This window comes from Variovorax sp. FW301-JW7 (assembly GCF_058788795.1).
Map to the genome: position 1 here is coordinate 711,178 of NZ_JBYTBC010000002.1, position 19,871 is coordinate 731,048.

General features: G+C 69.3%; 19 protein-coding genes. 12 read left to right on the top strand and 7 right to left on the bottom strand.

Annotated features, from left to right (window positions below; all coding sequences use genetic code 11):
• The first annotated feature begins 9 nt into the window (after window positions 1-9).
• From AC3WQM_RS08330 to AC3WQM_RS08345, 4 genes are all read left to right on the top strand, one after another.
• Window positions 10-1,290, top strand: coding sequence for a Zn-dependent hydrolase (locus tag AC3WQM_RS08330; RefSeq protein WP_492677882.1), 1,281 nt, complete (start codon window positions 10-12; stop codon window positions 1,288-1,290).
• On the top strand, window positions 1,287-2,423 hold the full coding sequence (locus tag AC3WQM_RS08335) for an ABC transporter substrate-binding protein (RefSeq protein ID WP_492677884.1): 1,137 nt from the start codon (window positions 1,287-1,289) through the stop codon (window positions 2,421-2,423). Before AC3WQM_RS08330 ends, AC3WQM_RS08335 begins: the two co-directional genes overlap by 4 nt.
• On the top strand, window positions 2,420-3,913 hold the full coding sequence (locus AC3WQM_RS08340; protein WP_492677886.1) for a M81 family metallopeptidase: 1,494 nt from the start codon (window positions 2,420-2,422) through the stop codon (window positions 3,911-3,913). The genes AC3WQM_RS08335 and AC3WQM_RS08340 overlap by 4 nt, the downstream gene beginning before the upstream one ends.
• A gap of 91 nt (window positions 3,914-4,004) precedes the next feature.
• The gene (locus AC3WQM_RS08345; protein ID WP_447742316.1) at window positions 4,005-4,382 is read left to right on the top strand and encodes a nuclear transport factor 2 family protein; all 378 of its coding nucleotides are present in this window, start codon (window positions 4,005-4,007) and stop codon (window positions 4,380-4,382) included.
• A 13-nt stretch (window positions 4,383-4,395) separates the two neighbouring features.
• Here the strand turns inward: AC3WQM_RS08345 and AC3WQM_RS08350 are convergent, their stop codons facing one another.
• Window positions 4,396-5,535: a helix-turn-helix domain-containing protein gene (locus AC3WQM_RS08350; protein ID WP_492677944.1), complete on the bottom strand. Its 1,140-nt coding sequence runs from the start codon at window positions 5,533-5,535 to the stop codon at window positions 4,396-4,398.
• Window positions 5,536-5,725: 190 nt separating this feature from the next.
• On the opposite strand from AC3WQM_RS08350, the gene AC3WQM_RS08355 reads away from it, so the two are divergent.
• The 7 genes from AC3WQM_RS08355 (at window position 5,726) to AC3WQM_RS08385 (ending at window position 13,388) form a co-directional block, all read left to right on the top strand.
• Complete coding sequence (locus tag AC3WQM_RS08355) at window positions 5,726-6,223, top strand: (2Fe-2S)-binding protein (protein ID WP_099795899.1); 498 nt, start codon at window positions 5,726-5,728, stop codon at window positions 6,221-6,223.
• Window positions 6,224-6,236: 13 nt separating this feature from the next.
• The gene (locus AC3WQM_RS08360) at window positions 6,237-8,621 is read left to right on the top strand and encodes a xanthine dehydrogenase family protein molybdopterin-binding subunit (RefSeq protein WP_492677888.1); all 2,385 of its coding nucleotides are present in this window, start codon (window positions 6,237-6,239) and stop codon (window positions 8,619-8,621) included.
• Between the two features lie 35 nt (window positions 8,622-8,656).
• Entirely contained in the window at window positions 8,657-9,448 is a 792-nt protein-coding gene (locus tag AC3WQM_RS08365) for an FAD binding domain-containing protein (RefSeq protein WP_492677890.1), read from the top strand.
• A gap of 64 nt (window positions 9,449-9,512) precedes the next feature.
• Entirely contained in the window at window positions 9,513-10,415 is a 903-nt protein-coding gene (locus tag AC3WQM_RS08370; protein ID WP_070063989.1) for an AAA family ATPase, read from the top strand.
• Between the two features lie 19 nt (window positions 10,416-10,434).
• Window positions 10,435-11,649, top strand: a complete 1,215-nt coding sequence (locus AC3WQM_RS08375; RefSeq protein ID WP_492677892.1) for a vWA domain-containing protein — start codon at window positions 10,435-10,437, stop codon at window positions 11,647-11,649.
• Between the two features lie 34 nt (window positions 11,650-11,683).
• Window positions 11,684-12,349: an SRPBCC family protein gene (locus tag AC3WQM_RS08380; protein WP_492677894.1), complete on the top strand. Its 666-nt coding sequence runs from the start codon at window positions 11,684-11,686 to the stop codon at window positions 12,347-12,349.
• A 16-nt stretch (window positions 12,350-12,365) separates the two neighbouring features.
• Window positions 12,366-13,388 carry an XdhC family protein gene (locus AC3WQM_RS08385; protein ID WP_492677896.1) on the top strand — a complete coding sequence of 341 codons (1,023 nt, stop codon included), beginning with the start codon at window positions 12,366-12,368 and terminating at the stop codon, window positions 13,386-13,388.
• A 25-nt stretch (window positions 13,389-13,413) separates the two neighbouring features.
• Here the strand turns inward: AC3WQM_RS08385 and AC3WQM_RS08390 are convergent, their stop codons facing one another.
• From AC3WQM_RS08390 to AC3WQM_RS08415, 6 genes are all read right to left on the bottom strand, one after another.
• Complete coding sequence (locus AC3WQM_RS08390; RefSeq protein ID WP_492677898.1) at window positions 13,414-14,205, bottom strand: ABC transporter ATP-binding protein; 792 nt, start codon at window positions 14,203-14,205, stop codon at window positions 13,414-13,416.
• Window positions 14,202-15,269, bottom strand: coding sequence for a dihydrodipicolinate synthase family protein (locus tag AC3WQM_RS08395; protein ID WP_492677900.1), 1,068 nt, complete (start codon window positions 15,267-15,269; stop codon window positions 14,202-14,204). The genes AC3WQM_RS08390 and AC3WQM_RS08395 overlap by 4 nt, the downstream gene beginning before the upstream one ends.
• Before the next feature lie 12 nt (window positions 15,270-15,281).
• The gene (locus tag AC3WQM_RS08400; protein ID WP_492677902.1) at window positions 15,282-16,118 is read right to left on the bottom strand and encodes a GNAT family N-acetyltransferase; all 837 of its coding nucleotides are present in this window, start codon (window positions 16,116-16,118) and stop codon (window positions 15,282-15,284) included.
• A gap of 4 nt (window positions 16,119-16,122) precedes the next feature.
• On the bottom strand, window positions 16,123-17,172 hold the full coding sequence (locus AC3WQM_RS08405) for an NAD-dependent epimerase/dehydratase family protein (RefSeq protein WP_487850193.1): 1,050 nt from the start codon (window positions 17,170-17,172) through the stop codon (window positions 16,123-16,125).
• The gene (locus AC3WQM_RS08410) at window positions 17,169-17,981 is read right to left on the bottom strand and encodes an ABC transporter permease (protein ID WP_082549019.1); all 813 of its coding nucleotides are present in this window, start codon (window positions 17,979-17,981) and stop codon (window positions 17,169-17,171) included. The genes AC3WQM_RS08405 and AC3WQM_RS08410 overlap by 4 nt, the downstream gene beginning before the upstream one ends.
• Window positions 17,982-18,061: 80 nt before the next feature.
• Window positions 18,062-18,742 (bottom strand): TetR family transcriptional regulator, encoded by a 681-nt coding sequence (locus tag AC3WQM_RS08415; protein ID WP_492677904.1) that lies wholly within the window; start codon window positions 18,740-18,742, stop codon window positions 18,062-18,064.
• A 119-nt stretch (window positions 18,743-18,861) separates the two neighbouring features.
• On the opposite strand from AC3WQM_RS08415, the gene AC3WQM_RS08420 reads away from it, so the two are divergent.
• Window positions 18,862-19,857 (top strand): ABC transporter substrate-binding protein, encoded by a 996-nt coding sequence (locus AC3WQM_RS08420; protein ID WP_492677906.1) that lies wholly within the window; start codon window positions 18,862-18,864, stop codon window positions 19,855-19,857.
• The last annotated feature ends 14 nt before the right edge of the window (window positions 19,858-19,871 follow it).

Below are 19,871 nucleotides of genomic sequence, written 5' to 3' on the forward strand. Positions count from 1 at the left end.
GCAAAAATCATGAACACAACGAACGAACTTTCCACCGCAACGGATGTGCACGCCCTGCGCGTGAACGGCCAGCGCCTCTGGGACTCGCTGATGCAGCTGGCGCAGCTCGGCGCCACCGAGAAGGGCGGCGTGTGCCGCATCGCGCTCACCGACCTGGACCGCCAGGGCCGCGACCTCTTCACGCGCTGGGCGCGCGAAGCGGGCTGCGAGGTGCGCGTGGATGCCATCGGCAACATCTTTGCGCGCCGTGCGGGCCGCAACAACGCGCTGCCACCCATCACCACCGGCAGCCACATCGACACGCAGCCCACGGGCGGCAAGTTCGACGGCAACTACGGCGTGCTCGCGGGGCTCGAAGTGATCCGCAGCCTGAACGACGCCGGCATCGCCACCGAAGCGCCGATCGAGGTGGCGGTGTGGACCAACGAGGAAGGCTCGCGCTTCGTGCCCGTGATGATGGGCTCGGGCGTGTTCGCCGGCGCCTTCACGCTGGAGCATGCGCTTGCGCAGCGCGACACCGAGGGCGTGAGCGTGGCCGAGGCACTGTCGGCCATCGGCTACGACGGCGCCGTGCCCGCCTCGGCGGCGGCGTCGCCGGTCGGCGCCTACTTCGAGGCGCACATCGAACAGGGGCCGGTGCTCGAAGCCAACGAACGCGTCATCGGCGTGGTCGAGGGCGCGCTGGGCCAGCGCTGGTACGACGTGGTGGTGCAGGGCATGGAAGCCCACGCCGGCCCCACGCCGATGGAGCTGCGCAAGGACGCGCTGCTGGCCGCCGCCGAACTCGTGGTCGAGGTGAACCGCATCGCGCTCGCGCATGCGCCGCACGGGCGCGGTACGATCGGCTGGATCGACAACTACCCGAACTCGCGCAACGTGATCCCGGGCCGCGTGAAGCTCAGCGTCGACCTGCGCGCGGCCGACGACGTGGTGCTGTCGGCCATGGACGCGGCGCTGAAAGAAGCCGTGCAGCGCATCGCCACCAAAGGCAAGGTCGAGGCGACGGCCGAGCAGGTCGTGTACTTCCCACCGCAGCCGTTCACGCCCGCGCTGGTGTCGGCCGTGCGCGAGGCCGCGCAGGACCAGGGCATGACATGGATGAACGTGATCAGCGGCGCCGGCCACGACGCGGTGTACCTCGCGCGCGTGTGCCCCGCGGCGATGATCTTCGTGCCCTGCCTGGACGGCATCAGCCACAACGAGATCGAGGACGCGCAGCCCGACCACCTCGAAGCCGGCTGCAACGTGCTGCTGCAGGCGATGCTGCAGAGCGCGGGAGTGGCCGCGTGAAGGCGGCGTTTCGCCACATCGGCCTGCACTGCGTGCTGGCGATGGGCATGGTCGCGGCGTCGACGGCCGCCCTCGCTGCAGGTGAGCCGATCCTGGTCGGCCAGTCCGCGGTGCTCACCGGCCCGTTCACGCCGAACAGCCTCGCGTTCATGGAAGGCCAGACGCTGTTCCTCGACCAGTTGAACAAGGCGGGCGGCGTCGGGGGCCGGCCCGTCAAGATGATCACCTACGACGACGCCTACATCCCCGAGAAGGCCGCGGCCAATGCCGAGAAGCTGCTCGGCACGGACCGCGTCGTCTGCTTGTTCGGAACCATGGGCACGGGCATCGGCGCGGCCATGGTGCCGGTGGCGGCGAAGTACGACAGCTTCATCTTCGGCGGGCTGACCGGTGCGGCGGTGCTGCGCGGGCCGAAGGTGCCGATCTTCCACGTGCGGGAGTCGTACGCCGACGAGGTCTCGCGTGTGATGAACCACCTGACGACCGTGGGCCTGACGCGCATCGCCATCGTCTCCAGCGATGACGCCTACGGCAAGGGCATCGAGAAGGACGCGGTGGCCGCGCTCGAGAAGAACAAGCGGCCGGCCCTGCTGTCGCTGCGCTTCGATCCGAAGGAAAAGGACCATCCCGCCATCGCGCAGCAGGTCATCGCGAGCGGGGCGCAGGCGGTGTACGTCATCGCGGCCGGCACGCCGGCCATCAACATCATCCGCTCGCTGGTGGCTGCGCCCATCCATCCGCAGATCTACACGAACTCGGTGGCGAGCTCGTTCCTTCTGTACAAGGAACTCGGCGACAAGAGCCGCGGCATCGTGCTGTCGCAGGTGGTGCCGCCGTTCTGGAAGACCCGCTTTCCCATCGTCGACGAATACCAGCGCGCGCGGAAGGCCGCGGGCAGCGAAGGCGAAGGCTCCTACCTGGGGCTGGAGGGCTACATCACGGCCAAGGCCTTTGCGGAATCGCTGCAGCGCGTGAAGGGGCCGATCACCACCGAATCGCTGCGCCGCAGCATCGAGAACTCGCCGCCCATGAACCTGAACGGCTTCACGGTCGCGTTCCGTCCCGACAACCGCAACGGCTCCAGCTTCGGTGACATCACCATGCTGGGCAGCGCCGGAAAGTTTGCCCAATGAAAGTCCTGATCGCCCGTCTCAACCACGAGACCAACACCTTCTCGCCCGTGTCCACGCCGCTCGCGGCCTTCGGGCCCGACGGCCCGACCTTCGGCGCGCAGGCCTACGCCGACAACAAGGGCATGCGCACCGCGATGTCGGCCTTCATCGACCTGGCCGAAGCGGCGGGCGCGCAGCTCGTCACGCCGGTGTCGGCCTCGGCCAACCCGAGCGGGCCGGTCGATGCACAGGCCTACACCACGCTCACGCAGTGCATCGTCGATGCGGCGCCGGGCTGCGACGCGATCCTGCTCGACCTGCACGGCGCGATGGTGGCGCAGAACAGCACCGACGGCGAAGGCGACCTGCTGGTGCGCCTGCGCGCCGCGGCGCCCGGCGTGCCGATCGGCGTGGCGCTGGACCTGCATGCCAACGTGACGCCCGCGATGGTGGAGAACGCCGACGTGATCGTCGGCTTCAAGACTTACCCGCACGTCGACATGTACGAGACCGGCGAGCACGCCGGCCGCCTGCTGTTCGACCTGCTGGCCGGGCGCAGCCAGCCGCACATGCGCTGGCGCCAGCTGCCGCTCATGGCGCACACGCTGCGCAGCGCCTCGTTCACGGGCGCGATGCAGCGGGCCATCGAGGCGGCGCGCGCGGCGGAAGTCTCCGAGTCGCTGGCGGTGTCGATCCTGGCGGGTTTCTCGCTGTCGGACATCACGGCGCCGTGCATGAGCGTGATCGTGGTCGATGCGCAATCGCCCGCGCGCGCGCAGGCCACGGCCGACCGCATCGCGGCGCAGATGTGGGCCGAGCGCGAAGCCTTCATCTACCGCAGCGAGCCGCTGGCTGCATCGGTCGCGCGCGCGAAGCTCATCGCGGGCGGCGCGACGCGCCCGGTGCTGCTGCTCGACCACGGCGACAACTGCATGTCGGGCGGCAGCTGCGACACCATGGACGTGCTGCAGGAGGCGCTGGCGCAGGGCCTGGACGGCATCGGCGTCGGGCCGCTGTGCGACCCCGAGGCGGTGGCCGCGCTGGTCGCGGCGGGCGAGGGCGCCGAGGTGACGGTGGCGCTGGGCAACAAGGTGTCGCTGGAAGGCATCGGCCTGAAAAAAACGCCCGTGCGGCTGACCGGCATGGTGCGAACGGTCAGCGACGGCGAGTACGTGATCACCGGCCCCACCTACACCGGCCAGCGCAGCAGCATGGGACGCACCGTGCTGTTCGACATCGGCGCGGCGCGCATCGTCGTCACCGAGCGCACGCAGGAGCCGTGGGACATCGGCGTGTTCGAGTGCGCCGGGCTCGACCCGCGCAAGGAGCGCTTCCTGCTGCTGAAGTCGCGCATGTACTGCCGGCCGGTGTTCGAGCCGCTGTCGGCGGCGCTGGTGGAGTGCGACAGCCCGGGCGTGACGAGCTCGGACTACAGCCTGTTCCCGTTCAGCCAGGTGCGCCGGCCGGTGTTTCCGCTCGACGCGAACGCGGCGATGGACGCGCCGGCATAACCTGCCACGTCATCGACGCGCGGCGCGTGCCCCGCGACCATTCCTTCACCCCGCGCTGTTGCGGGTCGAACCCTCGAAAGGAACAGTCGCCATGAACACCGCCGCCCACGACGCCCATGCCATCGCCACGGGCTACATCGCCGTCTGGAACGAGACCGACGCCGCGCGCCGGGCCGCGCTCATCGACGCCGGCTGGACCGCCGACGCCCGCTATGTCGACCCGATGGCGCAGGCCAGCGGCCGCGAGCAGATCAGCGCGCTGGTCGGCGCTGTGCACCAGCGCTATCCGGGCTTTCGTTTTCACCTGCTGGGCAAGGCCGAGGCGCACGGCGACAACCTGCGCTTCTCGTGGACCCTGGGCCCGAGCGGCGCCGACGACCTGATCCAGGGCACTGACTTCGCCCAGCTCGATGCGGGCAAGCTGCGCGCGGTGACGGGTTTTCTCGACCGCGTGCCCGCAGGCGCGTGATTAAGCAGGCGGGTCAGTCGCCCGCGGGCCGGCCGCGCCAGAGCTTGCGGTAGACCGTGGCGCGGCTGATGCCCAGCGTGCGCGCCGCCTCGGCCACATTGCCGCGTGCGTCGCTCACCGCCTTGCGGATCAGCGCGGTTTCCACGTCGCGCAGGCGGGGGCGGCCGTCGGTCGCGGCGCCGGGTACGTCGCCGTGCTCGCTGCCGCCGCGCTGGGCCCGCACCTGCACCCGCAGGCCCGACCACAGCGGCACCTCGAGCATGGCGTCGCCGCGCCGGGCGGCGTCGAACATCATGTGCAGCGGCAGCGCGAACAGGTCGTTGAAATGCAGGCCGCCGGCATGGCAGGCCAGCGGCTGGTGCAGCATCTGCCGCGCCGCCGCGTTGGCGCCGGTGACGTGGCCGGCGGCGTCGATGCACAGCAGGCCTTCGGTGGTCTCGCTGCTCGGACAACCGGGCCAGAGCAGCCGCAGCAGCAGCTCGCAGGGCTCGCGCTGCACCAGCAGGTTCTCGATGCTGCGCGCCGACAGGGTGGCCAGGTGGCGCAGCTCGGGCCGCTCGACCACCTGCACGCCCGTGAGGTCGAGCATGCCGATGCAGTCGCCCCGGGGCCCGAAGAGCGGGGCGCCGGCGCAGCTGTACACACTGGTGTCGTCAAAGAAGTGTTCACCCCGGTGCAGCCACACCGATTCCTGCTCGGCCAGCGCCGTGCCGATGGCGCTGGTGCCGATGGCGTTTTCGGACAGGTCGACGCCGATGCGCCCGATGTCGCGCGCATAGCGGGCGGCGGGGTCGGTGCCGTCGGGCAGGGTACCCACGTCGACCACGATGCCGCGGGCGTCGGTCAGGATGGCGAAATAGCGGGTGTCGGCAATGGCGCGCGAGAGCCTTTCGATCACCGGACGCGCCGCCGTGACCAGGGCCCGGTTGCATTCCGTGACCTCGCGGCTGGCGGTGCGGCTCACGGGCTCGAAGCTCACGCGCTGCTGGGGCCGGCGGCCGGCCTCCAGGCAGCGCTGCCAGGAGCGCGTGATGCCCGGGTCGACCCGCGCGCCGGTGCGCGGACGCGGGCCGTCGCCTTCGATCAGGTCGCGGCGCGCCTGCGCAATGGCCAACGAACGCTCGACGGGAGGTGGGGCGGCGGAAGCGGACATCATCATGTGGATTCTTCTTCGCGCGGGGAGGGCGGGCGGCTTTTCCGGGCTCGCGGGACGACAAGCTGTTTCATTTTGAGAATTTCCAGCGGTCTGTGCAAGTGTCAAGGGTTTTGCCTAGGATAGTGCGAAAGGGTGGCATCCAAGATGCCTCGCAGAACCAGCCATCACCTTCCACGGAGACAGCCACATGCAGGTCGCTTTCAAGGTCAACGGCCGCCCGGTCACGGTCGACGCCCCACCGAACACCTTCCTTGTGCACGCGATCCGCGAGCACCTCCACCTCACCGGAACCCACGTCGGCTGCGACACCGCCCAGTGCGGCGCCTGCACGGTCCACCTGAACGGCCGCGCGGTCAAGTCGTGCAACATCCTGGTCGCGCAGGCGGCCGGCGCCGATGTCACCACCATCGAGGGCATCGCCGAGGCCGACGGCACCATGCACCCCATGCAGGCGGCCTTCAAGGAGTGCCACGGCCTGCAGTGCGGTTTCTGCACCCCGGGCATGGTCATGAGCGCCATCGACCTGTGCACCCACCACCCCAAATCGAGCGAATCGGAAATCCGCGAGCTGCTCGAGGGCAACCTGTGCCGTTGCACGGGCTACCAGAACATCGTGAAGGCCGTGAAGATGGGCGGCGAGGCCATGGCCTCGGGCACCCCGGTCAAGACCACCGTCGCAGCCTGAAGGGAGCCGCATCATGGGTGCTTCCGACTTCTCCAACCTGCCGCACATCGGCGAGGCCCTGCGGCGCAAGGAAGACTATCGCTTCCTGACCGGCGCGGGCAACTACACCGACGACATCACGCTGGCCAACCAGAGCCATGCGGTCTTCGTGCGCTCGCCGCACGCCCACGCCGTCATCAAGTCGATCGACATCACCGAGGCCTCGAAGATGCCCGGCGTGGTCGGCATCTTCAGCGGCAAGGACATCGAAGGAAAGATGGGCGGGCTGCCCTGCGGCTGGCTCATCAACAACCCCGACGGCACCCCCATGAAGGAGCCGATGCACCCGATCCTGGCGATCAAGAAGGTGCGCTACGTGGGTGACCACGTCGCCATGGTGGTGGCCGAGACGGTCGAGCAGGCCAAGAACGCGGCCGAGGCCGTGGTGGTCGACTACGACGTGCTGCCCGCCCTGGTGAGCGTGGCCGACGCCGCCAAGAAGACCGGCAGCACCACGCTGCACGACGAAGCGCCCGACAACCAGTGCTACAAGTGGGTGCTGGGCGACAAGGCGGCGGTCGACAACGTGTTCACCACGGCGGCGCATGTCACCCAACTCGACCTCGTCAACAACCGCCTGATTCCCAACCCGATCGAGCCGCGCGTGGCCATCGGCAGCTACAGCCGCGGCACCGACGACTACACGCTCTACGTGTCGAACCAGAATCCGCACGTCGAGCGCCTGCTGATGACGGCCTTCGTGCTGGGCCTGCCCGAGCACAAGGTGCGCGTGATCGCGCCCGACGTGGGCGGCGGCTTCGGCTCCAAGATCTTCCTGTACGCCGAAGACGTGTGCCTGACCTGGGCCGCCAAGCAGCTCAACCGCAACATCAAGTGGACGGCGGAGCGCTCGGAGTGCTTCCTGTCCGACGCGCACGGCCGCGACCACGTGAGCCACGCCGAGATGGCCATGGACAAGGACGGCAAGTTCCTGGCCATGCGCGTGCACACCGACGCCAACCTCGGCGCCTACCTGTCGACCTTCTCGACCGCGGTGCCGACCATCCTGTATGCCACGCTGCTGGCGGGCCAGTACACCACGCCGCAGATCTACGTCGAGGTCGATGCCTGGTTCACCAACACCTCGCCGGTCGATGCGTACCGCGGGGCCGGGCGGCCCGAAGCCACCTACCTGCTGGAGCGCCTGGTGTCGCGCTGCGCCTGGGAAATGAACCTGGGCCAGGACGAGATCCGCAAGCGCAACTTCATCACCAGCTTCCCGTACCAGACGCCCGTGGCGCTGCAGTACGACACCGGCGACTTCCATGCCTGCATGGACAAGGCGCGGGTGCTGGCCGAGGTCGACGGTTATGCCGCGCGCAAGGCCGCGACCGAAGCCAAGGGCAAGCTGCGCGGCATGGGCTATTCGAGCTACATCGAGGCCTGCGGCATCGCGCCGTCGAACATCGCGGGGGCGCTCGGCGCGCGCGCGGGCCTGTTCGAGTGCGGCGAGATTCGCGTGCACCCGACCGGCAGCGTGACGGTGTTCACCGGTTCGCACAGCCACGGCCAGGGCCATGAAACCACCTTCGCGCAGGTCGTGGCCGCGCGCCTGGGCATTCCGGTCGAGAACGTCGACGTGGTGCACGGCGACACCGGCCGCGTGCCCTTCGGCATGGGCACCTACGGCTCGCGCTCCATCTCGGTGGGCGGCGCGGCCATCATGAAGGCGCTCGACAAGATCGAGACCAAGGCCAAGAAGATCGCCGCGCACCTCATGGAGGCGAGCGACGCCGACATCGAGTTCGCCAACGGCGAGTTCACGGTCAAGGGCACCGACAAGAAGATCCCGTTCGGCCAGGTGGCGCTCACGGCCTACGTGCCGCACAACTACCCGCTCGACAAGCTCGAGCCCGGCCTGAACGAAACCGCCTTCTACGACCCGACCAACTTCACCTTCCCGGGCGGCACCTACATCTGCGAGGTCGAGATCGACAAAGAGACCGGCGAGGTCAAGGTCGACCGCTTCACCGCGGTGGACGACTTCGGCACCATCATCAACCCGATGATCGTCGAGGGCCAGGTGCACGGCGGGCTGGTGCAGGGCATCGGGCAGGCGCTGCTCGAGAACTGCGTCTACGACAACGAAACCGGCCAGCTGCTCACCGGCAGCTTCATGGACTACGCGATGCCGCGCGCCGGCGACTTCCCGCAGTTCAAGCTCGACACCGTCTGCACCCCCTGCACCCACAACCCGCTGGGCACCAAGGGCTGCGGCGAGGCGGGCGCCATCGGGTCGCCGCCGGCCGTCATCAACGCCGTGCTCGACGCGCTGGCGCCGCTGGGCGTCAAGGATTTCGACATGCCCGCTTCGTCCAGCCGCGTCTGGGAAGCCATGCAGGCCGCCGCCAAGCCCTGAACCGACACAAGAAATAACAGAGAAGGAATCACCCCATGTATGCCTTCACACTCGAACGGCCCGCCAGCGTGGCAGATGCCACCCGGCTGATTGCCGCGGGCGGCAAGCCACTGGCCGGCGGACAGACCCTGCTGGCCTCGATGAAGCTGCGGCTCTCGGCGCCTGAACAGCTCGTCGACCTCAGCGGCATCAAGGAACTCACCGGCATCAAGAAGGATGGCGGCGCGATCACCGTCGGCGCCATGTCGCGCCACCTCGACGTGGCGAACAACGCCGACGTGAAGGCCGCGTACCCGGCGCTGGCCGACCTCGCGTCGCGCATCGGCGACCGGCAGGTGCGCGCGATGGGCACCGTCGGCGGCTCGGTGGCCAACAACGACCCGGCGGCGTGCTACCCGAGCGCGGTGCTGGCCTCGGGCGCGACCATCGTCACCTCGAAGCGTGAGATTGCGGCCGACGACTTCTTCCAGGGCCTGTTCACCACGGCGCTCGAAGAAGACGAGCTGATCGTCGCCATCCGCTTCCCGATCCCGACGCGCGCGGTGTACGAGAAGCTGCGCCAGAAGGCCTCCAACTTCCCGCTGGTCGGCATCTTCCTGGCGCAGTACGACAGCGGCGTGCGCGTGGCCGTCACCGGCGCGGGCAACGGCGTGTTCCGCCATGCCGGGCTCGAAGACGCGCTCAACAAGAGCTTCACCGCCGCGTCCGCCGCGGCCGTGAAGATCGACGCGAGCGACCTGAACAGCGACCTGCATGCCTCGGCCGCCTACCGCGCGAACCTGATCAGCGTGCTGACGCAGCGCGCCGTGACCAAAGCACTCGGCTGAAGCAGCCCAGCGCCGCCGCCCACCGGAAGGCGCGACAGCCTCGCGTCTTCCGCTACGCTTGCCCATGATCTTCCCGACCATCGACGCCCTTTCCGACGGCTTGCGGCAGGCCGGCTACTTTGCCGACCGCCGCCTGGCCACCGCGGTGTTCCTCGCGCTCAAGCTGCAGCGTCCGCTGCTGCTCGAAGGCGAGCCCGGCGTCGGCAAGACCGAGCTGGCCAAGGCGCTGTCGACGGCCCTGAACCGCGAGCTGCTGCGCCTGCAGTGCTACGACGGCATGGAGCAGCGCGAGGCGCTCTATGAATGGAACTACGCCGCGCAGCTGCTGCACATGCGCGCGGCCGAAGCCACAGGGGCGGCACGCGACGTGGAGGCCGAGGTCTACCAGCCGCACTACCTGATCCGCCGCCCGCTGCTGCAGGCGCTGCAGACGCCGGCCCCCGGCTCGGTGCTGCTGATCGATGAGGTCGACCGCGCCGACGAGCCCTTCGAAGCCTTCCTGCTCGAGTACCTGGGCGAGTACCAGGTCAGCATTCCCGAGCTGGGCACCGTGCGCGCCGTGGTGCCGCCGGTCACCTTGCTCACCAGCAACCGCACGCGCGAGCTCAACGACGCCGTGAAGCGGCGCTGCCTCTACCACTGGCTCGACTACCCCGAGCGCGAGCGCGAACTCGCCATCGTGCGCGCGCAGGTGCCGCAGGCCGGCGAGGTGCTGTCGGCGCAGGTGGCGGCGTTTGTCGCGCGGCTGCGCTCGGCGCCGTTCGTCAACGCCTTCCAGCGCGCGCCCGGCATCGCCGAAAGCGTGGAGTGGGCGCGGGCGCTCATTGCGCTCGACACCGTCGAACTCGACCCCGAGGTGGTCGTCGACACCGCCGGTATCCTGTTCAAGCAGCGCGACGACGTGGCGGCGCTGACGCACGAGCTGGCCTCCGATCTGCTGAGGCCCGAGGAACCGCTCGCGAGCTGAGCGAGGCCGAGGCACCGACATGGCCGGCATCCAGCAACTCGGCGACGTGCGCAGCGGCAAGCTGGCGGGCAACATCGCCGCCTTCGGCCGCGCATTGCGCCGCGCCGGCGTGCGCACCGATGCCATGCGCATCGCGCTCGCGACCGAGGCGGTCACGCTGGTCGGCGTCGAAGACAAGCTCGACCTGGGCGCCGCGATGGAAGCCGTGATGGTCAGCCGCGAGCAGGACCGCCTGGTGTTCCGTGAACTCTTCGACGCGTGGTTCCGCGACCCCGAGCTGGCCAACAAGCTGCTCGCCCAGATGCTGCCCAGCGCCGAGGGCAAGGCCGAGCCCTCCAAGCGCCGCCCGCGCGTGCGCGAGGCGCTGAGCCCGCCGCGCGATGCCGTGAAGCCCGCAGCGCCGACGAAGCCCGACGAGGAGATCAAGTTCGACGCCGCCATGACGGCCAGCGACCGCCAGCGGCTGCAGCATGCCGACTTCAACGCGCTCGGCGCGGCCGAGTACCGGTTGGTCGAGCGGCTGGCGCGCGACATCACGCTGCCGGTGCCCCGGCTGCCCACGCGCCGCCTGCGCCCGGCCGGCGATGCGGGCAGCGCGCACGCCCGCATGCACTGGCCCGGTGTGCTGCACGAGGCGGCCCGCACGGGTGGCGAGATCCTGCGCCTGCCCCGGCTGTCGCGGCGCGAGCAGCCCTTGCCGCTGCTGGTGCTGGTCGACGTGTCGGGCTCGATGGAGCGCTATGCGCGCCTGTTGCTGGCCTTCCTGCATGCCGCGACGCGGCGGGCCGGCCGGCGCGACGTGTTCGCCTTCGGCACGCGGCTGACCGACCTCACGCCGGCCTTCCGGCTGGCCGACACCGACGCCATGCTGGGGGCCGCGAGCATGGCCATCGACGACTTCGCGGGCGGCACGCGGCTGGGCGGCTCGCTGGCCGAGCTGCGCCAGTCGCACGCGCGCCGGCTCATCGGCCGCCGTACGCTGGTGCTGGTGATCAGCGACGGCCTCGACACGGGCGAGCCCGCGCAGCTCGAGACCGAGCTGCAGTGGCTCCAGCGGCATTCGCGCCGGCTGCTGTGGCTCAACCCGCTGCTGCGCTTCGAGGGCTACGCCCCTCTGGCGCGTGGGGCTGCCGTGCTGCACCGCCATGCGGACGCGATGCTGGCGGTCCACAATCTGAATGCACTCGAACAGCTGGCCGCCAGCCTGGCCGCGCTGATGCGCGCCAGTCGCTAGGACTGGACTCAGGAAGGAACAAAGGAAAACCACCATGGAAATGCTCGGAAACCGCCGCCTCGGCGTCACCCAACAACAGGCCTGGGACGCGCTCAACGACCCCGAGACGCTCAAGAAGTGCATCCCCGGCTGCGACAAGTTCGAGCTCACGGGCGACAACACCTACAGCGTGGCGCTGGCCGTGAAGATCGGCCCGGTGTCGGCCAAGTTCAGCGGCAAGGTGATGCTGTCGGACATCGTCGCGCCCGACGGCTACAAGCTCACTTTCGAGGGGCAGGGCGGCGTGGCGGGGTTTGCCAAGGGCTCGTCGAGCGTGTCGCTCAAGCCGGTGGCCGGCGCATTGGACGCGGCGCCCGCCGTGGCCGTGACCGACAGCGCGCCTGCCGCCGAAGCCGCCCCCGTCGCCGCGGCACCCACCGGCTGCGAACTCGACTACACCGTGCAGGCCCAGGTCGGCGGCAAGATCGCCCAGCTCGGCCAGCGCCTGATCGACGGCGCGGCCAAGTCCACCGCCGACGATTTCTTCAAGCGCTTCGAGGCCGAGATGCAAAGCCGCTACGGCCCGCCGCCCGCACCGCCCGCGGAAGCGGCGGCCGAGGCGCCCGCCGAGAAGGCCGGCGTGATGTCGGGCCTCATGAAGAAGATGGGCTTCGGCAAGAAGGACGGCGACGACGCCGCCACCCCGGGTGACGCCGCCTGACGCACAGGGTCCTGCCATGGAAAACCTCGACGTCATGGTGCTGCGCACGCTGCGCGACTGGCGGCGTGCCGGCAAGCGCGCGCTGCTGACCACCGTGGTGCGCACCTGGGGCTCGTCGCCGCGGCCCGTGGGCTCGATCATGGCGCTGGCCGAGGACTGCGCCGTGGTCGGCTCGGTCTCGGGCGGCTGCATCGAGGACGACCTGATCGCGCGCTATAGCCACGCCCACGGCAAGGGCGAAGACGTGCCGCTGGGCGCGCCGCCCGCGCTCGTCAAGTACGGCATCACGGCCGACGAGGCGCACCGCTTCGGGCTGCCCTGCGGCGGCACGCTCGAGCTGCTGCTCGAATACGCGCCCGACGCCGACGCGCTCGACACGCTGGTCGCCGAACTCGAACGCGGCAAGCTCATGCGCCGCACGGTGACGCTGGCCACCGGCGCGGTGCGGCTGGCCGAGGCGACCGCGCCCGACGAGCTCACGGTGAACGACACCGAGCTCACCAACACCTTCGGCCCCGAGTACCGCATGCTGCTGATCGGTGCCGGCCAGCTCGCCGAGTACCTGGCGACCATGGCCAAGTTCAGCGGCTTCGCCGTGACGCTGTGCGACCCGCGCGCCGAGTACCGCACCGCGTGGACGCTGTCCGGCGTGACGATCACCACCGAGATGCCCGACGACGCCGTGCTGGCCTTCAAGCCCGACCGCCGCAGCTGCGTGGTTGCGCTCACGCACGACCCCAAGCTGGACGACCTCGCGCTGCTCGAGGCATTGCAGAGCGAGGCCTTCTATGTGGGCGCCATCGGTTCGCGCCGCAACGCCGACGCGCGGCGCGACCGCATGATCGAGCACTTCGACCAGACGACCGAGTCGCTCGCGCGCCTGCGCGGGCCCATCGGCATCTTCATCGGCAGCAAGACACCGCCCGAGATCGCGGTGAGCGTGATGGCCGAGATCCTGGCCGTGAAGAACGCGGTGACCTTGCCGCGCGAAGTGGAAGTGGCGCGCGCCAAGGAAATCCAGCAGCTGCAACCCAGCTGAGCTGAACCGGCCTGCTGCGCGAGGCTCAGTCCACGCCCAGCAGGTCGTAGATGCGGCGCACGTACTCGCCGAACTCGGGGCTGGTCTTCACGTGCAGCTTGCGCGGCTCGGGCAGTTCGATGCGAAAGAAGTCGGCCATGCGCGCCGGCCCGGCCGTGAGCACGGCGCAGTGCGAGCCCAGGAACACCGCCTCCTGGATGCTGTGCGTGACCACGATGAAGGTCTTGCGGCTGCGCTCCCAGATGCGCAGCATCTCCAGGTTCATCTTCTCGCGCGTGAGCGCATCGAGCGCGCCGAAGGGCTCGTCCATCAGCACCAGCTTCGGGTCGTGGATGAGCGCACGCGCGATGGCCGCACGCTGCTGCATCCCGCCCGAGAGTTCGTAAGGCAGCTTGTCGGCGAAGCCCGTGAGGCCGACCATGTCGAGCAGTTCGTGCGCGCGCGCCTTGGCGGCCTTGCGGTCCAGCCCGAGGATGTCGGCGGGCAGCAGCACGTTCTCCAGGATGGTGCGCCACTTCAGCAGCAGCGGCTGCTGGAACACCATGCCGACGTCGCGGCCCGGGTTGAAGCCCGCGCCGCCAGGGCCGCCGATCTCGAGCGTGCCGCCGTCGTGGCCGTGCAGACCCGACAGAATCTTCAGCAGCGTCGACTTGCCGCAGCCCGAGGGGCCGACCAGCGAGATCATGTCGCCCGCGTGCACGTCCATCGTGACGTCGGAGACGGCGAGGAACTCCTCGTTGCGCTTGCGGTAGACCTTGCGCAGCTGCCGCATGCAGATCAGCGGCGCCTCCTGTGCGGGCGCGAGTACCGCGCTCATGCCAGCCACCGTGCGAGGTTGTCGCGCACGAAGGCGTCGTCGGACAGGTCGCCATGCTGGCGGTAGACGCGGTCGATTTCCGCCGACTGGCCCTTGCCCAAGCCTTCTTCGGGGTCGAGGCACCAGATGCCTTCGAGCAGGCCCTGGCGCCGCAGCACCTCGTGGCAGCCCGCGATGCAGCCGTGGAAGTTGTTCGCCACGTCGAAGAAGGCGGCGTTGCAGTCGGTCACGCGCGAATCGAGTGCGAGCAGGGCGGGGCTCAGCGCGCCGCCGCTGGCGGCCAGCTCGGCCTTGATCTGCTGCAGCTGGTGTACCGCACTCGATGTCCACACCGACCAGTGGCCCAGCAGGCCGCCGCGAAAGCGCACCTGCACGGGCGCGCCGTCGCGCATCGCGGCAAAGGGCAGCGCGAGGTCGAGCACGATGTGGTCGTCGTTGCCGGTGTAGAGGAACACGCGCTCCTCGGCGCGCGCATCGACCAGCCCGCGCACCACGTCGATGCTGCGGTAGCGGTTGAAGGGCGCGACCTTGATGGCGAGCGCGTTGGGAATGAGCGCGAAGCGGCGCCAGAAGTCGCTCGACAGGATCGGGCCGCCGACCACGGTCTGCAGGTAGAAGCCGATCAGCGGAATCTCCTGCGCCACCGCCTCGCAATGGGCGATGAGCGCGTCTTCCGACGAGCTGGCCAGCGCCGCGAGGCTCAGCAGCCCCGCGTGATAGCCGAGAGCCACGGCGGTGCGCGCCTCGGCCTGCGCCTGCGCGGTCGGGCCGCACAGGCCCGCGATCATCGCCATCGGGCGGTCGTTCCAGGCCAGGCGGTCCTGCATCGCGGCTTCGAGCACGGTGGCGTACAGGCCGCGCTCGCGGATCGCGAACTGCGTGGTGTGCACGCCCACCGCGAGGCCGCCCACGCCGGCATCGACGTAGTAGCGCGTGAGCGCGCGCTGGCGCTTGCGGTCGAACTGGCGGTCGGCTTCGAGCGCGAGCGGGTGCGCCGGGATGACGGTGCCTTGCGACAGCAGCGCAAGCACGTCGGCGGGAAGGTCGGAGCGGTTCAGTGGCATGGGCGAAGGTCCTCAGGCGAACTCGGGGCCGGCGATGGCGTGGATGAAGGCGGGGTGTCCGGTGGGCGGCTGCGCGCCCTCGCGCGTGGCCAGCGCCATGCGTGCGAAGCTGCGCTGCGGTGTGAAGCCGGCGGCGCGCAGTGCAGCGGTCATGGCCTTGCGGTCGTCGGGCACGTCGACATAGATGCGGCCGTCGATGCCGCGTGCGGCCTGCGTCAGCAGCGCGGCGGCCGTGGCCTCATCGGACGACAGCAGCGGCCCGATGTGGTGCGCGGTGCGGCCCGCGCGCACGAGGCCGAAGCCCAGACCGTTGCGCACGCAGCGGGTGTCGTCGCGGCCGAGCAGGTCGGCGAGCACGGCGGGGCGCGCGAAGCCCAGCGCCTGTGCGTCGAGCGCGGCGAGGCTGTCGAGGGCCGGCTTGTCGGTGCTGAGCGATGCAGTGGCGGGCGTGGCCTCGCGCTGCCAGCGCGTGAGCCGCCGCAGCGGCGTGAAGCCGAAGCTCGCATAGAGCGGCTCGCCCTGCGGCGTGGCGTCGAGCATCGCGACGAGGCCGACGGCTTTCACCTGGTCGAGGCAGTGTGCGAACACCGCGCGGCCCAGGCCTTGTCCGCGCGCGGCGGGCATCACGAGGATCATGCTGATCCAGGCGACGCCTTCCATCGGCAGCACCGCGCCGCTGGCGATGAGCTGGCCCGCCTCGTCACGCACGCCATGCAGCGTGCCGAGCCGCTCGAACAGCCGCCAGTCGTGCGCGGTCTGGTTCCAGCCGCTCGCGGCAACCAGCGCGTCGAGCATCGGGGCGATGCCGGGCGTGATCGACGTGAGGGCTTCGACGGCGGGCATGGTCATGGGCTCAGTACTTGCCGTCGCGCGATTCGAATTTGGTGGGCTTGCCGTACTGGCGCTGCTCGCGCGAGATCCAGTCGGCCACCCAACGGATCTGCTGCGCCAGCGGCACGCGCGGGTAGCCGAACAGGCGCTCGGCTTCGCCGGTGTTCATCAGCCACGCGGTCGGGGCCTCCTGCCCAGCGATCGTCACGGGCTTGCCGAACTGGCGCGCGAACTCCTCGGCGAGCCAGCGGATCGACGTCGTCTCGGGCCCGCTCACGTTCAGCGGCGAGGTCGGCACGGTGGCCGCCGCGAGGCAGCGCAGCGCCTGCGCGTTCGCGTCGCCCTGCCAGATCACGTTGACGTGGCCCATGGTCACGTCGACCGGCTCGCCGCGCCACACCTTGAGCGCCACGTCGGCCAGCACGCCGTAGCGCAGGTCGATGGCGTAGCTCAGGCGGAACAGGCGCCCGGGCGTGCCGTGGCGCTGCGAGAAGTACTCGAACATGCGCTCGCGGCCCACGCACGAGTTGGCGTACTCGCCGGGCGGGTTGGGGGCGTCGCTCTCGCTCGCGCCCTGGCTGGTCACGGGCACGAAGGGGTACACGCAGGCGGTCGAGAAGGCGACGATGCGCGAGGCGTGGAAATGCTCGGCCACCAGCGCCGGCACGTGCGCGTTCATGGCCCAGGTCAGCGGGTTGTCGGCGTCGGCGCCGAACTTGCGCCCGGCCATGAAGACCACGTTGGCGCACGGCGGCAGCGCGGCGATGGCGGCGCGGTCGAGCAGGTCGCAGGCGATGGTCTCGATGCCGTGCGCCTCGAGCGCTTCGCGCACGCCGGCCTCGCTGAAGCGGGCGACGGCGATCACGCGGCGACCGGGCATCGCGTTCTTGGCGAGGCGGGCCAGCGTGGGGCCCATCTTGCCGCCCACGCCGAGGATCATCAGGTCGCCGTCGAGGCGGGCCATGTCGCGCACGAGGTCGCGCGAAGGGGTGGCCAGGTAGTCTTCAAGCGCGGCTTCGCTCTCGAAGCGCTCGGGAAAGGGCAGGTCGTCGAGGACAGGCGTGGAGGTCATTGGATTCTTGCGTCCTGGGTAATGAAGAGGCGCTCCAGCAGAAGCACCAGCAGATAGAGCAGCACGCCCAGGCCCGTGATGAGCAGCACGGCCATGAAGACCGCGGGCGTGTCCAGCGAGGCCTGGACCTGGATCATCAGATAGCCCAGGCCGCGTTCCGAGGCGATGAACTCGCCCACCACCGCGCCCGCCACGGCGAGGATGGTGGCGACCTTCATGCCCGAGAACACGTACGGCAGCGAGCCCGGCAGCTGGATGTAGCGAAACAGCTGCCAGCGCGAGCCCTTGAGCGCGCGCACGAGGTCGAGCAGCTCGGGCTCGGTCTCGTTCAGGCCGCGGATGGTGGTCAGCAGGATGGGGAAGAAGCACAGGCTGAACGTGATGAGGATGTTCGGCCCGATGCCGTAGCTGAACCACACGATCACCAGCGGCCCCATCGCCACCTTGGGAATCATGTTGAGCGTGACCAGCAGCGGAAACACCAGCAGCATCAGCCGCTTGCTGGTGATGAAGAGCAGCGCGCAAAGAATGCCAAGCACCAGCCCCAGCGCGTAGCCGCCGAACACCTCGAGCGCGGTGACGCCGGTGTTCTTGAGCCAGCTGTAGTTCGGGTTGGCCAGCGTGGCCAGCACCTTCGAGGGCGCCGGCAGGATGAAAGGCTGGATCGCGAAGATCCGCACCGCCAGCTCCCACAGCGCGATGCCCGCCAGATGCACCGCGACCACGAGGGCCCAGCGCTGCCATTCGGGGCGCTCGCCCGACAAGGGCGCAGGTGCGGGGGGCGCCAGAGCGCCATCAGGTGCCGTCATCTCAATTCCTGGGTCTAGGAAGCAATGCGGCGAATCATAGGAGTCGCCGCGACCCGAGTCAACCAACTAGTTGATAATTTTCATGCGGCGGCCTTGTCGGGCCGCAAGGCGTTGAGCGCGAACTCGATCACGTGCCGGCGCCGCTGCAGCAGCGCGCCGCGTGCATCGAGCGGCTTGCCGAAGATGGCCGACAGCGTGTGGTTGTTGGAGAAGAAGAAATACGAGATGCCGGCGATCGAGATGTAGAGGTTGATCGCATCGAAGTCGGGCCGGAACACACCGGCCGCCACGCCGCGCTTGAGCGTGGCTTCGAGCATCTCGATGAAGGGCGAGTGCATCTTCTGCAGCCGCTCCGACTCGCGCAGGTGCGCGCCGTGGTTGCGGTTCTCGTCGGCCAGCAGCGCGATGAACTCGGGGTGCTCGGCCAGGTAGTCGAACGAGAAGGCCACCAGCTGCTTCATGGCTTCCAGCGGCTCGAGTTCGTCGAGCGTGAGCTTCTGTTCCTTCTCGCGGATCTCGGCATAGACCGATTCGAGCGCGACCAGGTACAGCCCCTGCTTGCTGTCGAAGTAGTGGTACACGAGCTGCTTGTTGACCCCGGCGTTGGCGGCGATCTCGTCGACGCGCGCGCCCGCGAAGCCCTTGGTGGCGAACTCGGCCACCGCAGCAGCAATGAGTGCCTGCTTGGCGGCGACGGGGTCGCGCTCGCGTTTCGTGGAAACGGTGCTGCGGGCGGTGCGGATAGGGCTGGTGGCGGTCATGGTGTTTTGATTCTCCCGGCAGTGGCAACGCGGTTTGGATGATCTGTATTGCTTGTCAACCAAACAGTTGGTAATATAAATTTCAGGACCTGTTTTTACCTTCTTTTGGAGTGATCCGCATGAAAAAGCTGTTGTCGGCCGCCGGCGCCACCGCCCTGCTGATGGCCTCGGCCCCTGCCGCGTTCGCGGCCGATGCCATGAGCCTGATGCTCAACTGGACACCCACGGCCGATCATGCGCCGATCTATTTCGCGAAGGCCAAGGGCTGGTACACCGAGGCGGGCATCGACCTGAACATCGAGGCCGGCAAGGGCTCGGCCGTGTCGGCGCAGCGCGTGGGCACCGGCGGCAGCGACCTGGGCATTTCCGACCTGCCCACCACGATCCAGGCCAAGGGCAAGGGCGCCGACGTGAAGGCCGTGATGGTCATCTACGCCAACAGCCCGCAGGGCTTCTACTGGCTCAAGTCCTCGGGCATCAACGGCCCGAAGGACTTCGCGGGCCGCAAGATCGGCAACCCGCCGGGCGACGCCGCGCGCCTCATGTGGCCGGCTTTCGCCAAGAAGGTGGGGCTCGACCCGGCCAGCGTGACCTTCGTCAACGTGAGCCCGCAGGCCAAGGTGGCGGCGCTGAAGAGCAAGTCGGTCGACATCATCAGCGACTTCTACAACGAGCACGACCTGAAGGCGCGCGAGTTCGGCGCCGACCTGGGCTTCCAGCCGTGGCGCGACGCGGGTGTGAACGTGTACGGCAACTCGCTGATCGTGAATGGCCCCTACCTCGCGAAGAACCCCGGCCAGGTGAAGAAGTTCGTGGCCGTGACGCAGCGTGCCTACGAGGCCTGCGTGAAGAGCTTCGAGCCCTGCTTGCAGGCGCTGCAGGCCAGCGTGAGCGGCCTCACGCCCGACAACCAGCGCGACCAGTGGAACCGCATCAAGCAGCTGATGCGTGACGACACCACGACCAAGGTGGCACTCGGCGCCTTCGACGGTGCGCGCGTGAAGGCCGACTACGAGCTCGTGTCCTCGCTGATCGGCATCGACAAGGCCTACGACCCCGCGACGCTCTTCACCAACGAGTTTCTCGACAAGGGCGTGCGCATGGCGCCCAACTGATGGGAAGAAGCCGC

What these genes read in the sequence shown, in the direction of transcription:
- AC3WQM_RS08330 (WP_492677882.1), top strand. Translation starts at nt 10, where the DNA reads ATGAACACAACGAACGAACTTTCCACCGCAACGGATGTGCACGCCCTG.
- AC3WQM_RS08340 (WP_492677886.1), top strand. Translation starts at nt 2,420, where the DNA reads ATGAAAGTCCTGATCGCCCGTCTCAACCACGAGACCAACACCTTCTCG.
- AC3WQM_RS08345 (WP_447742316.1), top strand. Translation starts at nt 4,005, where the DNA reads ATGAACACCGCCGCCCACGACGCCCATGCCATCGCCACGGGCTACATC.
- AC3WQM_RS08350 (WP_492677944.1), bottom strand. Translation starts at nt 5,535, where the DNA reads ATGTCCGCTTCCGCCGCCCCACCTCCCGTCGAGCGTTCGTTGGCCATT.
- AC3WQM_RS08355 (WP_099795899.1), top strand. Translation starts at nt 5,726, where the DNA reads ATGCAGGTCGCTTTCAAGGTCAACGGCCGCCCGGTCACGGTCGACGCC.
- AC3WQM_RS08360 (WP_492677888.1), top strand. Translation starts at nt 6,237, where the DNA reads ATGGGTGCTTCCGACTTCTCCAACCTGCCGCACATCGGCGAGGCCCTG.
- AC3WQM_RS08365 (WP_492677890.1), top strand. Translation starts at nt 8,657, where the DNA reads ATGTATGCCTTCACACTCGAACGGCCCGCCAGCGTGGCAGATGCCACC.
- AC3WQM_RS08370 (WP_070063989.1), top strand. Translation starts at nt 9,513, where the DNA reads ATGATCTTCCCGACCATCGACGCCCTTTCCGACGGCTTGCGGCAGGCC.
- AC3WQM_RS08375 (WP_492677892.1), top strand. Translation starts at nt 10,435, where the DNA reads ATGGCCGGCATCCAGCAACTCGGCGACGTGCGCAGCGGCAAGCTGGCG.
- AC3WQM_RS08380 (WP_492677894.1), top strand. Translation starts at nt 11,684, where the DNA reads ATGGAAATGCTCGGAAACCGCCGCCTCGGCGTCACCCAACAACAGGCC.
- AC3WQM_RS08385 (WP_492677896.1), top strand. Translation starts at nt 12,366, where the DNA reads ATGGAAAACCTCGACGTCATGGTGCTGCGCACGCTGCGCGACTGGCGG.
- AC3WQM_RS08390 (WP_492677898.1), bottom strand. Translation starts at nt 14,205, where the DNA reads ATGAGCGCGGTACTCGCGCCCGCACAGGAGGCGCCGCTGATCTGCATG.
- AC3WQM_RS08395 (WP_492677900.1), bottom strand. Translation starts at nt 15,269, where the DNA reads ATGCCACTGAACCGCTCCGACCTTCCCGCCGACGTGCTTGCGCTGCTG.
- AC3WQM_RS08400 (WP_492677902.1), bottom strand. Translation starts at nt 16,118, where the DNA reads ATGACCATGCCCGCCGTCGAAGCCCTCACGTCGATCACGCCCGGCATC.
- AC3WQM_RS08405 (WP_487850193.1), bottom strand. Translation starts at nt 17,172, where the DNA reads ATGACCTCCACGCCTGTCCTCGACGACCTGCCCTTTCCCGAGCGCTTC.
- AC3WQM_RS08410 (WP_082549019.1), bottom strand. Translation starts at nt 17,981, where the DNA reads ATGACGGCACCTGATGGCGCTCTGGCGCCCCCCGCACCTGCGCCCTTG.
- AC3WQM_RS08415 (WP_492677904.1), bottom strand. Translation starts at nt 18,742, where the DNA reads ATGACCGCCACCAGCCCTATCCGCACCGCCCGCAGCACCGTTTCCACG.
- AC3WQM_RS08420 (WP_492677906.1), top strand. Translation starts at nt 18,862, where the DNA reads ATGAAAAAGCTGTTGTCGGCCGCCGGCGCCACCGCCCTGCTGATGGCC.